Origin of the sequence: Pseudomonas marvdashtae (assembly GCF_014268655.2) — a bacterium.
GTDB lineage: Bacteria > Pseudomonadota > Gammaproteobacteria > Pseudomonadales > Pseudomonadaceae > Aquipseudomonas > Aquipseudomonas marvdashtae.
Genome location: NZ_JABWQX020000001.1, coordinates 1,326,859 through 1,340,273 on the forward strand (window position 1 = coordinate 1,326,859; position 13,415 = coordinate 1,340,273).

At 59.4% G+C, this 13,415-nt stretch carries 10 protein-coding genes and 1 pseudogene; 8 read left to right on the plus strand and 3 right to left on the minus strand.

The window, feature by feature from the left end; all coding sequences use genetic code 11:
- Positions 1 to 470 precede the first annotated feature (470 nt).
- The 3 genes and pseudogenes from HU742_RS06110 to HU742_RS06120 form a co-directional block, all read right to left on the minus strand.
- Positions 471 to 980 (minus strand): annotated as a pseudogene (locus HU742_RS06110) (BRO-N domain-containing protein).
- 388 nt (positions 981 to 1,368) lie between these two features.
- Positions 1,369 to 2,619, minus strand: a complete 1,251-nt coding sequence (locus tag HU742_RS06115; RefSeq protein WP_186635867.1) for a ribonucleotide-diphosphate reductase subunit beta — start codon at positions 2,617 to 2,619, stop codon at positions 1,369 to 1,371.
- Between the two features lie 488 nt (positions 2,620 to 3,107).
- On the minus strand, positions 3,108 to 3,371 hold the full coding sequence (locus HU742_RS06120; protein ID WP_186635870.1) for a DUF2790 domain-containing protein: 264 nt from the start codon (positions 3,369 to 3,371) through the stop codon (positions 3,108 to 3,110).
- A 407-nt stretch (positions 3,372 to 3,778) separates the two neighbouring features.
- Here HU742_RS06120 and acs point away from each other — a divergent pair, with 407 nt between their 5' ends.
- The 8 genes from acs to aruF all read left to right on the plus strand — a co-directional run bounded on the left by acs (position 3,779) and on the right by aruF (position 13,393).
- Entirely contained in the window at positions 3,779 to 5,734 is a 1,956-nt protein-coding gene (acs, locus tag HU742_RS06125; protein WP_186643681.1) for an acetate--CoA ligase, read from the plus strand.
- 734 nt (positions 5,735 to 6,468) lie between these two features.
- On the plus strand, positions 6,469 to 7,242 hold the full coding sequence (locus HU742_RS06130; RefSeq protein ID WP_186643683.1) for an ABC transporter substrate-binding protein: 774 nt from the start codon (positions 6,469 to 6,471) through the stop codon (positions 7,240 to 7,242).
- A gap of 90 nt (positions 7,243 to 7,332) precedes the next feature.
- Positions 7,333 to 8,022 (plus strand): ABC transporter permease, encoded by a 690-nt coding sequence (locus HU742_RS06135; RefSeq protein WP_186635879.1) that lies wholly within the window; start codon positions 7,333 to 7,335, stop codon positions 8,020 to 8,022.
- Positions 8,019 to 8,717, plus strand: a complete 699-nt coding sequence (locus HU742_RS06140; protein ID WP_186635882.1) for an ABC transporter permease — start codon at positions 8,019 to 8,021, stop codon at positions 8,715 to 8,717. Before HU742_RS06135 ends, HU742_RS06140 begins: the two co-directional genes overlap by 4 nt.
- Positions 8,718 to 8,773: 56 nt before the next feature.
- Positions 8,774 to 9,538, plus strand: a complete 765-nt coding sequence (locus HU742_RS06145; protein ID WP_053124413.1) for an ABC transporter ATP-binding protein — start codon at positions 8,774 to 8,776, stop codon at positions 9,536 to 9,538.
- A gap of 113 nt (positions 9,539 to 9,651) precedes the next feature.
- Positions 9,652 to 10,632, plus strand: coding sequence for a transcriptional regulator ArgR (argR, locus tag HU742_RS06150; protein WP_186635885.1), 981 nt, complete (start codon positions 9,652 to 9,654; stop codon positions 10,630 to 10,632).
- Between the two features lie 399 nt (positions 10,633 to 11,031).
- Positions 11,032 to 12,252 (plus strand): aspartate aminotransferase family protein, encoded by a 1,221-nt coding sequence (locus tag HU742_RS06155; protein ID WP_186635888.1) that lies wholly within the window; start codon positions 11,032 to 11,034, stop codon positions 12,250 to 12,252.
- A gap of 121 nt (positions 12,253 to 12,373) precedes the next feature.
- Positions 12,374 to 13,393: an arginine/ornithine succinyltransferase subunit alpha gene (gene aruF / locus HU742_RS06160; RefSeq protein WP_186612266.1), complete on the plus strand. Its 1,020-nt coding sequence runs from the start codon at positions 12,374 to 12,376 to the stop codon at positions 13,391 to 13,393.
- Positions 13,394 to 13,415: the final 22 nt, after the last annotated feature.

Below are 13,415 nucleotides of genomic sequence, written 5' to 3' on the forward strand. Positions count from 1 at the left end.
CGAAGGGCAGGGCGGGATGCATCCGAAGTTTCAACACACCACAAAATCCCTGTGTGTGGATTTGCTCGCGACTCCCAAAATCAATCCGGCCATCAAGCCTGCCGCCCACGCTGCGCCCTGATATGAACTGTGGCGAGGGACCGGCCGCCGCGTCTTCGACGCTGCGCTGTCGCGCAGGGAACTGGAGCGCCGTCTACGACATATCTGTTTTTGATCGTTCCCACGCTCTGCGTGGGAACGCATCCCGTGACGCTCTGCGTCACCTTCCAGAAGCGGAACGCGGAGCGTCCCTGGCAACATTCCCACGCAGGAGCATGGGAACGATCGATATGTATTTTCAGCCTTAAAAATCAGATAGTTGCAATTTGTTCCATGAGAGCTTGCTCCCGCTGGGCTGCGTAGCAGCCCCAATTCCATATAACCAACAAAAAACCGCCGCCCGAACACGGACGGCAGCTAAGATTGAATGCTCAAAACCCTCGCAAAACCCGAGAGGCTTTCCGCCACCAGGATTCATGCTGGCTAAACGGATCATCCACCAGCACCGCCGGCATATCCCGCAAGCGAATCCAAGGCTCATCTTGCCAGTGCAGCATGCAGAGCGACATCTTCGGTCAATCCAACACGCTCAACATCGGCCGTTCCACCTTATGCGAGTAGCGTTCATCCCGCAGGGTAGGCACTACCTGATGCGTGATCCACTCACGCAGCAATCGATACTCAGGGCAGTAGTGATAAACCAGCAACGCATAGACGCCCGACTCGCTCAGCATCAGGCGCTCTTCGGTCAAGCCGTGGACATGCACGAGCATCATCCGGCGCTGGTCAGCGTCAAGCTTGCGGGTCATGCGTTCATCGAGGTGCTTGCTCATCAAGCGACCCAAATCGGAGGCGCTGAACCAGGCCTGGTTTTCAACCAAGAGGGCATGAAGATGGACGTTGTGACGGGTAAAAACCGCCGGAATGTAAGCATCAGACATGATGGGTCTCCGAGGTACACGGAGAACAGAGCTGCGTTTTCGTGGGCATAACGACCTCTACGTTAGAAGGGTATGGCGCGAGCCCGACGTAGAGGATGTAAGAAATCCCAACTAGCTTCTTCTTCACACAGAACTGCAAATGTCCTTAGACAGTACGCGGTTCTATGTTCGGCGATTAGCTACTACGTTGGGCGTTTCTTAGGCACCTGCGACCAAGATAGGTAACGAGGCGATACGGCGTCAATACGGAACGATTCTGAGTTTTGCGTAGGGTAAAGGTAGCGTACCGGTCCCAGAGTTAAACGCAGTTTTGGCCCCGTAGAAATACAAAAACCCCGTTTTCACGGGGTTTTTAGTTACGCGTGGAGCCTAGGATTTTTCTTTCAAATCAATCCCAGCTCAAAGCCCCACCCGTCTGATACTCAATAACTCTCGTCTCAAAGAAATTCTTCTCTTTCTTCAAGTCCATGATCTCGCTCATCCAAGGGAACGGATTCGTCGTCCCCGGATACTCTTCCTTCAACCCAATCTGCGACAAACGACGGTTGGCGATGAACTTGAGGTAGTCCTCCATCATCGCCGCGTTCATGCCCAGTACGCCGCGAGGCATGGTGTCGCGGGCGTATTCGATTTCCAGCTGGGTCCCTTGCAGGATCATCTGGGTTGCTTCTTCCTTCATCTCGGCATCCCACAGGTGTGGGTTTTCGATTTTGATCTGGTTGATCACGTCGATGCCGAAGTTCAGGTGCATGGATTCGTCGCGCAGGATGTACTGGAACTGCTCGGCGACGCCGGTCATCTTGTTGCGGCGGCCCATGGAGAGGATCTGGGTGAAGCCGCAGTAGAAGAAGATGCCTTCCAGGACGCAGTAGTAGGCGATCAGGTTGCGCAGCAACTCTTTGTCGGTTTCCGGGGTGCCGGTTTCGAACTTCGGATCGGAGATCGAACGGGTGTATTTCAGGCCCCAGGCGGCTTTTTTCGCGACCGATGGGATCTCGTGGTACATGTTGAAGATCTCGCCTTCATCCATGGCCAGCGATTCGATGCAGTACTGGTAGGCGTGGGTGTGGATCGCCTCTTCGAAAGCCTGGCGCAGGATGTACTGGCGGCACTCCGGGTTGGTGATCAGGCGGTACACGGCCAGGACCAGGTTGTTGGCAACCAGGGAATCGGCGGTGGAGAAGAAGCCCAGGTTGCGCATCACGATGCGGCGTTCGTCGTCGGTCAGGCCTTCCGGGTCTTTCCAGAGGGCGATGTCGGCGGTCATGTTGACTTCTTGCGGCATCCAGTGGTTTGCGCAGCCGTCCAGGTACTTCTGCCAAGCCCAGTCGTACTTGAAAGGCACGAGCTGGTTGAGGTCGGCGCGGCAGTTGATCATGCGCTTTTCATCGACGGCGACACGGGCGGAGGCGCCTTCGAGTTCGGCGAGGCCTTCGGCAACGTCGAGTTTGTCGAGGGCGGCCTTGGCGCGAATGATCGCGGCCGAGTCGCTGGCCGTCACGGCGCGGGCTTCGAGCGCGGCGGCACCGCCGGCGCTGTCGAGGCGGTCCATGTTGGCTTCAGAAGCGTGGCCGGCGTTGGCGCCTTTTACCGCGACTTCGCCGCCGTCTTCTTTGTCGAATTCGTCCCAGCTCAGCATGACGTGTCGTCTCCTGCGTGAGGGCCAGATGCCCATTGAAAGGCCTACTGGCCGCGGTGGATCTTGGAAAATCGTTTGTTGCAGCAGCTGACGCAGGCAATAAACAGAAAAATGTACGGATTCACTGAAGCGGCTGTGAACGCACCGGCGTGTCGACCGTTGCGTGGGCTTCAGGCTGGCTTTGACCCCTGTAAGGGAATATTGCAGGCCCGTATAAGGCGGCATTATAAGGACTTTTTTGCCTACGTGGTGCGGCGAAATAGCTCACAGAAGAGGTGGCGGGGGAGATATCCCCGTGGGAGCGAGGGTTTACAAGGCTTTGGCCGTTGAAGATTTTTTTTGCATGGGTTGGAGGACGGATATTTTTGATCAGAAAATGATCGGTTTTTGCGGTTCTGCACTACATGTTGTGGTTTATGAGGGTTTTTTGTTGCTCCAGACACAACCAGGCCCGACCGGAATCGGGCCTTGGAAAACGCCAGTTGTGATCAATCGGCGGAGCAGCCGTTGCCCATGACGCGGTAGCGCAGGATATGGCGCTGCCCGTTGGAATCGGCGTATTCCATTTGGGCCGGGACCACTTCGCAGACGTCCGGGATCGTACTCATGGAGATGACTTTGGCAACGTCCAGGTGGGTGGAGTAGCTGTAGTCCTCAATCGCCGGTTTTTGCTGCGCGGCATTGAGTGGGGTTTCGCCAGCCATTGCGGTGGCGCAAAGGCTGCCGAGGACCAGAACCCATAAAGCTTTCATTTGAATTTCACCTTTTGAGGTCGAGTTGGGTCACGCAGCCTTTTTGGGGCTGCGTGTGGAACAGATGTTGGGAAAGTTCGATCAACGGCCTTCGTGGGGGCTGTGTTGCGTCAATCTTTGTTGCCGGTTGGCGAGGCTGATTTTAGGAGACGAGGGCAGGGCTAAACAGGCTCGGTTTTGATAAACACTATTGATCGTTCTGGCAATAATCGGCTCAAGAAGCGCTAAGACCCTGGCGGATCCCGAGCAAGCTGGTTCTCGCAAAGGAGCGTTTCCAGGGCGCAGTTGCACGTTAGTACCGACATTTTGTAGGGACTTGTTACTACCATCGTCGAATGGTTCTATAGGCCCGCCCCAAGCTACAACGGAACCATACAAAAACAACTATTGTCACCGAGGTAAGAAAGATGAGTGCGGCTTCTGTGTATCCCGTTCGTCCCGAGGTAGCGGCGAATACGCTGACTGACGAGGCGACCTATAAAGCCATGTACCAGCAGTCGGTCGTCAACCCGGATGGCTTCTGGCGCGAGCAGGCCAAGCGCCTCGACTGGATCAAGCCTTTCACCACGGTGAAACAGACTTCTTTCGACGATCACCATGTCGACATCAAGTGGTTCGCCGACGGCACCTTGAACGTTTCCTACAACTGCCTCGACCGTCACCTGGCCGAGCGCGGCGATCAAATTGCGATTATCTGGGAAGGCGATGACCCTGCCGAGAGCCGCAACATCACCTATCGCGAGCTGCACGAAGAAGTCTGCAAGTTCGCCAACGCCCTGCGCGGCCAGGACGTGCATCGCGGCGACGTGGTGACCATCTACATGCCGATGATCCCTGAGGCCGTGGTCGCGATGCTGGCCTGTGCCCGGATTGGAGCGGTTCACTCGGTGGTGTTCGGCGGTTTCTCCCCTGAAGCGCTGGCTGGCCGGATCATCGACTGCAAATCCAAAGTGGTGATCACCGCCGACGAAGGCATTCGCGCCGGCAAGAAGATCCCGCTCAAGGCCAACGTCGATGACGCGCTGACCAACCCGGAAACCAGCAGCATCCAGAAAGTCATCGTGTGCAAGCGCACCGGCGGTGGCATCAAGTGGAACCAGCACCGGGACATCTGGTACGAAGACCTGATGAAGGTGGCCGGCACCGTTTGCGCACCGAAGGAAATGGGCGCCGAAGAAGCCCTGTTCATCCTCTACACCTCCGGTTCCACCGGCAAGCCCAAGGGCGTGCAGCACACCACCGCCGGTTACTTGCTCTACGCGGCGCTGACTCACGAGCGCGTGTTCGACTACAAGCCGGGCGAGGTCTACTGGTGCACCGCCGACGTGGGTTGGGTCACCGGTCACAGCTATATCGTCTACGGCCCGCTGGCCAATGGCGCGACCACACTGATGTTCGAAGGCGTGCCGAACTACCCGGACATCACCCGGGTGGCCAAGGTCATCGATAAGCACAAGGTCAACATTCTCTACACCGCGCCGACCGCCATCCGCGCGATGATGGCCTCAGGCACCGCCGCCGTCGAAGGCGCCGATGGCAGCAGCCTGCGCCTGTTGGGATCGGTGGGCGAGCCGATCAACCCGGAAGCATGGGGCTGGTACTACAAGAATGTCGGCAAGGAGCGTTGCCCGATCGTCGACACCTGGTGGCAGACCGAAACCGGTGGCGTGCTGATCAGCCCACTGCCAGGCGCCACGGCGTTGAAGCCGGGTTCGGCCACGCGTCCGTTCTTTGGCGTGGTGCCGGCGCTGGTGGACAATCTCGGCAACCTGATCGAAGGCGCCGCCGAAGGCAACCTGGTGATTCTCGATTCCTGGCCAGGCCAGGCCCGTACCCTGTACGGCGACCATGATCGTTTTGTCGATACCTACTTCAAGACCTTCAGCGGCATGTACTTCACCGGTGACGGTGCGCGTCGCGACGAAGACGGCTACTACTGGATCACCGGTCGGGTGGATGACGTGCTGAACGTGTCCGGCCATCGCATGGGCACCGCCGAGATCGAAAGCGCCATGGTCGCCCACCCGAAAGTCGCCGAAGCGGCGGTGGTGGGTGTGCCGCACGACATCAAGGGGCAGGGCATTTATGTCTACGTCACCCTCAACGCCGGCGAAGAAACCAGCGAGGCCCTGCGCCTGGAGCTGAAGAACTGGGTGCGCAAGGAGATCGGGCCGATTGCTTCGCCGGACGTGATCCAGTGGGCGCCAGGGCTGCCGAAAACCCGTTCCGGGAAGATCATGCGCCGTATCTTGCGCAAGATCGCCACGGCGGAGTATGACGGGTTGGGTGATATCTCCACCCTGGCCGATCCGGGTGTGGTGGCGCATCTGATCGAGACGCACAAGACCATGAACGTGGCCTGACGGTCACCAGTAACACCGAAAAGCCCTGCCCGGTATTTGCCGGGTGGGGCTTTTTTTATGGTCGCTGGCGCGCACTATGTGAGCCGGGAGTGGGAGCGCCTTTGTGGCGAGGGAGCTTGCTCCCGCTGGGCTGCGCAGCGGCCCGAAAACCAGGCACCACGGTTATTCAGTCGTACCGTATCGGCCGGCCTACGACTGCTGCGCAGCCGAGCGGGAGCAAGCTCCCTCGCCACAGGGTTTTGTGTGTGGCTGGCATGGTCTGCGAATAAATATCGAGCTTCGTCGTCAGATGCTTCCGAGCGTTACCGGTGTTTCGAAATGTGTAACCGAAGGCGCCACAACGGGGCGATGTGAAACGCCAAGCCCCGATATAGGGCGGCTCCAGGCGTCTCGGAAAACAAGCCGACACGCTGTGCTTGCCGGATTAGAAGGGTTTGCGAATAATGGGCCCGCTATTTGCAGCATGGATCGGTTCCCTTTCTTTTGCTCTTGCATGATTTTGCGGGGCTGTCAATGTGCTCGAACAGCTTTCTCGGTGCTTCTGTAATTTGTTGTCGCATTGAAGAAATATCGGCTTCGGGCCTGTCGTTAGAATGCCGATCACTCGCTCGTCGTGGCTTGCGTTGAATAAACGTGAGCTTCCTAGGACGCAGCACCAAAGTTCGTTCCACCCATTCGCATATTGGGCTGTTGCTCACTCTGCCGTTTTCGCCCTTTACCGATGGAGTCCCAAGATGAAGAAACTTGTGCTGCTTGGCGCCCTGGCACTGTCCGTGCTGTCCCTGCCGACCTTCGCCGATGAAAAACCGCTGAAGATCGGTATTGAAGCGGCTTACCCTCCGTTCGCCTCGAAAGCCCCGGACGGCAGCATCGTCGGCTTCGACTACGACATCGGCAATGCGCTGTGCGAAGAGATGAAAGTCAAGTGCGTGTGGGTCGAGCAAGAGTTCGACGGCCTGATTCCGGCGCTCAAGGTGCGCAAGATCGACGCGATCCTGTCGTCCATGTCGATCACTGAAGATCGCAAGAAGTCCGTTGATTTCACCAACAAGTACTACAACACCCCGGCTCGTCTGGTGATGAAGGCCGGTACCCAGGTCAGCGACGGCCTGGCTGAGCTCAAGGGCAAGAACATCGGCGTGCAGCGCGGTTCGATCCACGAGCGTTTCGCCCGTGAAGTCCTGGCCCCGCTGGGTGCCGAGATCAAGCCGTACGGTTCGCAGAACGAGATCTACCTGGACGTGTCCGCTGGCCGCCTCGACGGCACCGTGGCCGACGCTACGCTGCTTGATGACGGTTTCCTGAAGACTGACGCGGGCAAGGGCTTTGCGTTCGTCGGTCCGGCCTTCACCGATGAGAAATACTTCGGCGATGGCATCGGTATCGCGGTTCGCAAGGGCGATGCGCTGAAAGGCAAAATCAACGACGCAATCGCTGCCATTCGCGAGAACGGCAAGTACAAGCAAATCCAGGACAAGTACTTCGCCTTCGATATCTACGGCAAGTAATTACGTCCCGCCACTCGTGCGAAATGGCGCAAGCAACAGGATCTCTGCGGTTTGCGCCATTTTTTCATCCCACTTTCGAGGACCTGAATCATGTTGAAAGGCTACGGGGCTGTCATCCTCGATGGCGCATGGTTGACGCTTCAGCTCGCCTTGTCGTCCATGGCCCTGGCCATCGTCCTGGGGTTGATTGGTGTCGCGTTGCGCCTCTCGCCGGTGCGTTGGCTGGCGTGGCTGGGCGACCTGTACTCGACGGTCATCCGGGGCATTCCCGACCTGGTGCTGATCCTGCTGATCTTCTACGGCGGCCAGGACCTGATCAACCGCGTCGCGCCAATGCTCGGCTATGACGACTACATCGACCTGAATCCGCTAGCGGCCGGCATCGGCACCCTGGGTTTCATTTTCGGTGCCTACCTGTCGGAAACTTTTCGCGGTGCATTCATGGCAATCCCCAAGGGGCAGGCCGAGGCGGGCTTGGCGTATGGCATGAATGGGTTCCAAGTGTTTTTCCGGGTCATGGTTCCGCAGATGATTCGCCTGGCGATCCCCGGGTTCACCAACAACTGGTTGGTGTTGACCAAGGCCACTGCACTGATTTCGGTGGTGGGCCTGCAAGACATGATGTTCAAGGCCAAGCAGGCGGCGGATGCCACCCGCGAACCTTTCACCTTCTTCCTGGCAGTGGCGGCGATGTACCTGGTGATTACCAGTGTCTCGTTGTTGGCATTGCGTCACCTTGAGAAGCGCTACTCGGTAGGCGTAAGGGCGGCTGATCTATGATCTTCGACTACAACGTCATCTATGAAGCCTTGCCGCTGTACTTCAGCGGCCTGCTCACCACCCTGAAGCTGTTGGCCCTGTCGCTGTTCTTTGGTCTGTTGGCCGCGCTGCCCCTGGGGTTGATGCGGGTGTCTAAGCAGCCGATCGTCAACATGACGGCGTGGCTCTACACCTACGTGATCCGCGGCACGCCGATGCTGGTGCAGTTGTTCCTGATCTACTACGGGTTGGCGCAATTCGAAGCCGTGCGCGAGAGCTTCCTCTGGCCGTGGCTGTCCAGCGCGACGTTCTGCGCGTGCCTGGCGTTCGCCATCAACACCAGCGCCTACACCGCGGAAATCATCGCCGGCAGCCTGCGGGCCACGCCCAACGGCGAGATCGAGGCGGCCAAGGCCATGGGCATGTCGCGCTACAAGCTGTATCGCCGGATCCTGCTGCCGTCGGCCCTGCGCCGGGCGCTGCCGCAATACAGCAACGAAGTGATCATGATGCTGCAGACCACCAGTCTCGCGTCCATCGTGACCCTGATCGACATCACGGGTGCCGCGCGCACGGTGAATGCGCAGTACTACTTGCCGTTCGAGGCTTACATCACGGCCGGCGTTTTCTACCTGTGCCTGACCTTCATCCTGGTGCGCCTGTTCAAGTTGGCCGAGCGCCGCTGGCTGGGTTACCTGGCCCCGCGCAAGCACTGATAACGCATCGATCCGATCGACTGCTCAACGATTGACGTTTTGTGAGAACCGACCGCATGTACAAGCTTGAAGTCCAAGACCTGCATAAACGCTATGGCAGTCACGAAGTGCTCAAGGGCGTGTCCCTGAAAGCCGCCGCTGGCGACGTGATCAGCATCATCGGCTCCAGTGGCTCCGGCAAGAGCACCTTCCTGCGTTGCATCAACTTGCTTGAGCAGCCCCATGCCGGCAAGATCCTGCTCAATAACGAAGAGCTGAAGCTGGTCGCCGGTAAGGATGGCGCCATGAAGGCCGCGGATCCCAAGCAGTTGCAGCGCATGCGTTCGCGGCTGTCGATGGTGTTCCAGCATTTCAACCTGTGGTCCCATATGACCGCGCTGGAAAACATCATGGAAGCGCCGGTGCATGTATTGGGCGTGGCCAAGGCCGAGGCTCGCGAAAAGGCTGAGCACTATTTGAACAAGGTCGGCGTGGCGCACCGCAAGGACGCCTACCCGGGTCACATGTCCGGCGGCGAGCAGCAGCGCGTGGCGATTGCCCGTGCGCTGGCGATGGAGCCTGAGGTGATGTTGTTCGACGAGCCGACCTCGGCCCTTGACCCGGAGCTGGTGGGCGACGTGCTCAAGGTGATGCAGGCCCTGGCCCTGGAAGGCCGGACCATGGTGGTAGTGACGCATGAGATGGGTTTTGCCCGCGAAGTGTCGAACCAACTGGTGTTCCTGCACAAAGGCATCGTCGAAGAAAGCGGCAACCCGCGCGAAGTGCTGGTCAATCCGCAATCGGAGCGCCTGCAACAATTCTTGTCGGGCAGCCTCAAGTAATTGCTCCCGTTACGCACCTGATTTGGATCATGCTGCGCGCCATGCGCCAGATGGTCTAATTTGGTTGCAGCCGCTTTTGGCTTTAACACTGTTTTTGCTTCGGATTGCCCGCCATGACTGCCCATCGAATAGGTTTCCTGATTTGGCCCAGCACAAAAGCCTTGACGCTGGCGCTGGCCGAGGAGGCCTTGCGCGTTGCTCAGCGAGTGCATCCGGACGTGGTCTACGAACTGTCGTTCCTGCAAGCCGAGCCGCCAGCCGAAGGCGCGTGGCAGTTACCGGGCGAGCCTTGGGCCGGCAAGCTCGAGGGCTTGCAGAAGCTGTTCCTGCTGGCGGATGAGCCACCGACCGCGCTGGCCTCGCCGCTGAGCAGTGCACTCAAGCAACTGGTGCGTGCCGGTTGTGTCATCGGTGGCCTGTCTGCCGGTGTCTATCCGCTGGCTCAGTTGGGCTTGCTTGACGGTTATCGCGCCGCCGTGCATTGGCGCTGGCAGGACGATTTCTCCGAGCGCTTTCCCAAGGTCATCGCCACCAGCCACCTGTTTGACTGGGATCGTGATCGCCTGAGCGCTTGCGGCGGCATGTCGGTGCTCGACCTGTTGCTGGCGGTGCTGGCCCGGGATCACGGTGCGGAACTGGCGGGTGCGGTGTCGGAAGAGCTGGTGGTCGAGCGCATTCGCGAGGGCGGCGAGCGCCAGCGCATCCCGTTGCAGAACCGCCTCGGCTCCAGCCATCCAAAGCTCACCCAGGCGGTGCTGCTGATGGAGGCCAACATCGAAGAGCCGCTGACCACCGACGAAATCGCCCAGCATGTGTGCGTATCGCGCCGGCAACTGGAGCGGATCTTCAAGCAATACCTCAACCGCGTGCCGAGCCAGTATTACTTGGAGCTGCGCCTGAACAAGGCGCGGCAGATGTTGATGCAGACCAGCAAATCCATCATCCAGATCGGCCTGTCCTGCGGGTTCTCCTCGGGGCCGCATTTCTCCAGCGCCTATCGCAACTTCTTCGGCGCCACGCCACGGGAAGACCGCAACCAGCGCCGCAGCAGCAGCCCGTTCGAATTGTCCTCGGTGCCGTCCGAGCGGGGCTAGGTCTGGCGCAACCCCTTTATAAGTAGGGCATGTAACCCTGTGGCGAGGGGATTTATCCCCGCTGGGGTGCGAAGCAGCCCCATTCAACGCGTTGGGTCAGGAATAAAACGGTTGGCAGCTTTTACGACTGCTGCGCAGCCGAACGGGGATAAATCCCCTCGCCACAGGGTGTGCTTTGCATGGCCGAGGGAAATGTGGATGCAGGCGCCTCAAATACACCGGCAACGTTTAAACTGCGCCTTTGCGACGCTATTTGTCGCATTGCCGTAAACCCGCGCAAAACGTGGGTTGGCGCTATAAGAAGTTGTCGCTTGGCGGCAAGGCCGGGCCGAAAACTGTCCTTACAATCCTTACCAAGCTCGCCAGTTCCAGGCGGGTGTTCCTCTTCAGGAGACTCCGATGTCCGTTGAGCAAGCCGCGGTACAACGCGCCGATTTCGACCAGGTGATGGTTCCCAACTATGCACCTGCTGCCTTTATTCCTGTGCGTGGTGCCGGTTCCCGCGTGTGGGACCAGTCCGGTCGCGAGTTGATCGATTTTGCTGGCGGTATCGCAGTCAACGTACTCGGCCATGCCCATCCGGCGCTGGTCGGCGCCCTGACTGAACAGGCCAACAAGCTGTGGCATGTGTCCAACGTATTCACCAATGAACCGGCGCTGCGACTGGCTCATAAGCTGATTGACGCAACCTTTGCCGAGCGCGCGTTCTTCTGCAACTCCGGCGCCGAAGCCAACGAGGCCGCCTTCAAGCTGGCCCGTCGCGTTGCGTTCGACCGTTTCGGCAGCGAGAAATACGAAATCATTGCCGCGCTCAACAGTTTCCACGGGCGCACGCTGTTCACCGTCAACGTTGGCGGGCAGTCGAAGTACTCCGACGGTTTCGGGCCTAAAATTACCGGCATCACCCACGTTCCTTACAACGACCTGGCGGCGCTGAAAGCGGCTGTTTCGGACAAGACCTGTGCCGTGGTGCTGGAACCGATCCAGGGCGAGGGCGGTGTATTGCCGGCCGAACTGGCCTACCTGCAAGGCGCCCGCGATCTGTGCGATGCACACAACGCGCTGCTGGTCTTCGACGAAGTGCAGACCGGCATGGGCCGCAGCGGTCACCTGTTCGCCTACATGCACTACGGCGTGGTCCCGGACATCCTCACCAGCGCCAAGAGCCTGGGCGGTGGTTTCCCGATTGCCGCGATGCTCACCACCGAAGCGCTGGCCAAGCACTTGGTCGTCGGCACCCACGGCACCACCTACGGCGGCAACCCGCTGGCATGTGCGGTGGCCGAAGCGGTGATCGATGTGATCAATACCCCCGAGGTGCTCAAGGGTGTCAACGCCAAGCACGATAAGTTCAAGGCGCGCCTGGAGCAGATCGGCGAGAAGTACGGCCTGTTCACCCAAGTGCGTGGCCTGGGCCTGCTGATTGGTTGCGTGCTGAACGACGCCTGGAAGGGCAAGGCCAAGGACATCTTCAACGCCGCCGAGCAGGAAGGCCTGATGATCCTGCAAGCCGGCCCGGACGTGATTCGTTTCGCGCCGAGCCTGGTGGTGGAAGACGCCGACATCGACGCCGGCCTGGACCGTTTCGAGCGGGCCGCGGCGAAGCTGACGCAAGCCTGATTCGCCAGTCCGAACCGACTCCAATGAATGAGCGGCGCGCTGCCGCTCATTCATTGAGTATTTTTTCTCTGTGTATCGGCCTCGCGGTCGACCCGTTTATTTCAAGTTAAGGAGTGACACCATGCTGGTGATGCGCCCCGCGCAAATGGCTGATCTGGGCGAGGTACAGCGTCTGGCTGCGGACAGTCCGATCGGTGTCACTTCCTTGCCGGATGACGTGGAACGCCTGAGCGACAAGATCGCCGCAAGCGAAGCCTCGTTCTCCGCCGAAGTCAGTTTCAACGGCGAGGAGAGTTATTTCTTCGTCCTCGAAGACACCGCCACCGGCAAGTTGGTGGGCTGTTCGGCCATCGTCGCGTCGGCCGGCTATTCCGAGCCGTTCTACAGTTTTCGCAACGAGACCTTCGTCCATGCGTCCCGCGAGCTGAAGATCCACAACAAGATCCACGTCCTTTCCCAGTGCCACGACCTGACCGGCAACAGCCTGTTGACGAGTTTCTACGTGGTGCCGGAACTGGTCGGGTCGCCGTGGGCGGAGCTTAATTCCCGCGGCCGCCTGCTGTTCGTCGCCAGCCATCCGGAGCGGTTCGCCGACTCGGTGGTGACCGAGATCGTCGGCTACAGCGATGAGAATGGCGACTCGCCGTTCTGGGACGCCATCGGCCGCAACTTCTTCGACCTCAACTACGCCGCCGCCGAGCGTTTGTGCGGGCTGAAAAGCCGCACCTTCCTTGCTGAGCTGATGCCGCATTACCCGATCTATGTGCCGCTGTTGCCGGATGCCGCCCAGGAAGCCATGGGCCAGGTTCATCCACGGGCGCAGATCACCTTCGACATCCTGATGCGCGAAGGTTTCGAGACCGATCACTACATCGATATCTTCGACGGCGGCCCGACCCTGCATGCGCGCGTTTCGGGCATCCGTTCGATTGCCCAGAGCCGCGTGGTGCCGGTCAAGATCGGCGAGCCGGTCAAGGGTGCCGGCCGCCAATACCTGGTGGCCAACGCCCAGTTGCAGGATTACCGCGCCGTGCTGCTTGAGCTCGATTACGCGCCGGGCAAGCCAGTGACCCTGGACATGGAAGCGGCCGAAGCCTTGGGCGTCGGCGAGGGCGCCAGCGTGCGCCTGGTAGCGGTTTAACGCCTTAAGCTGAGTTTCGCGG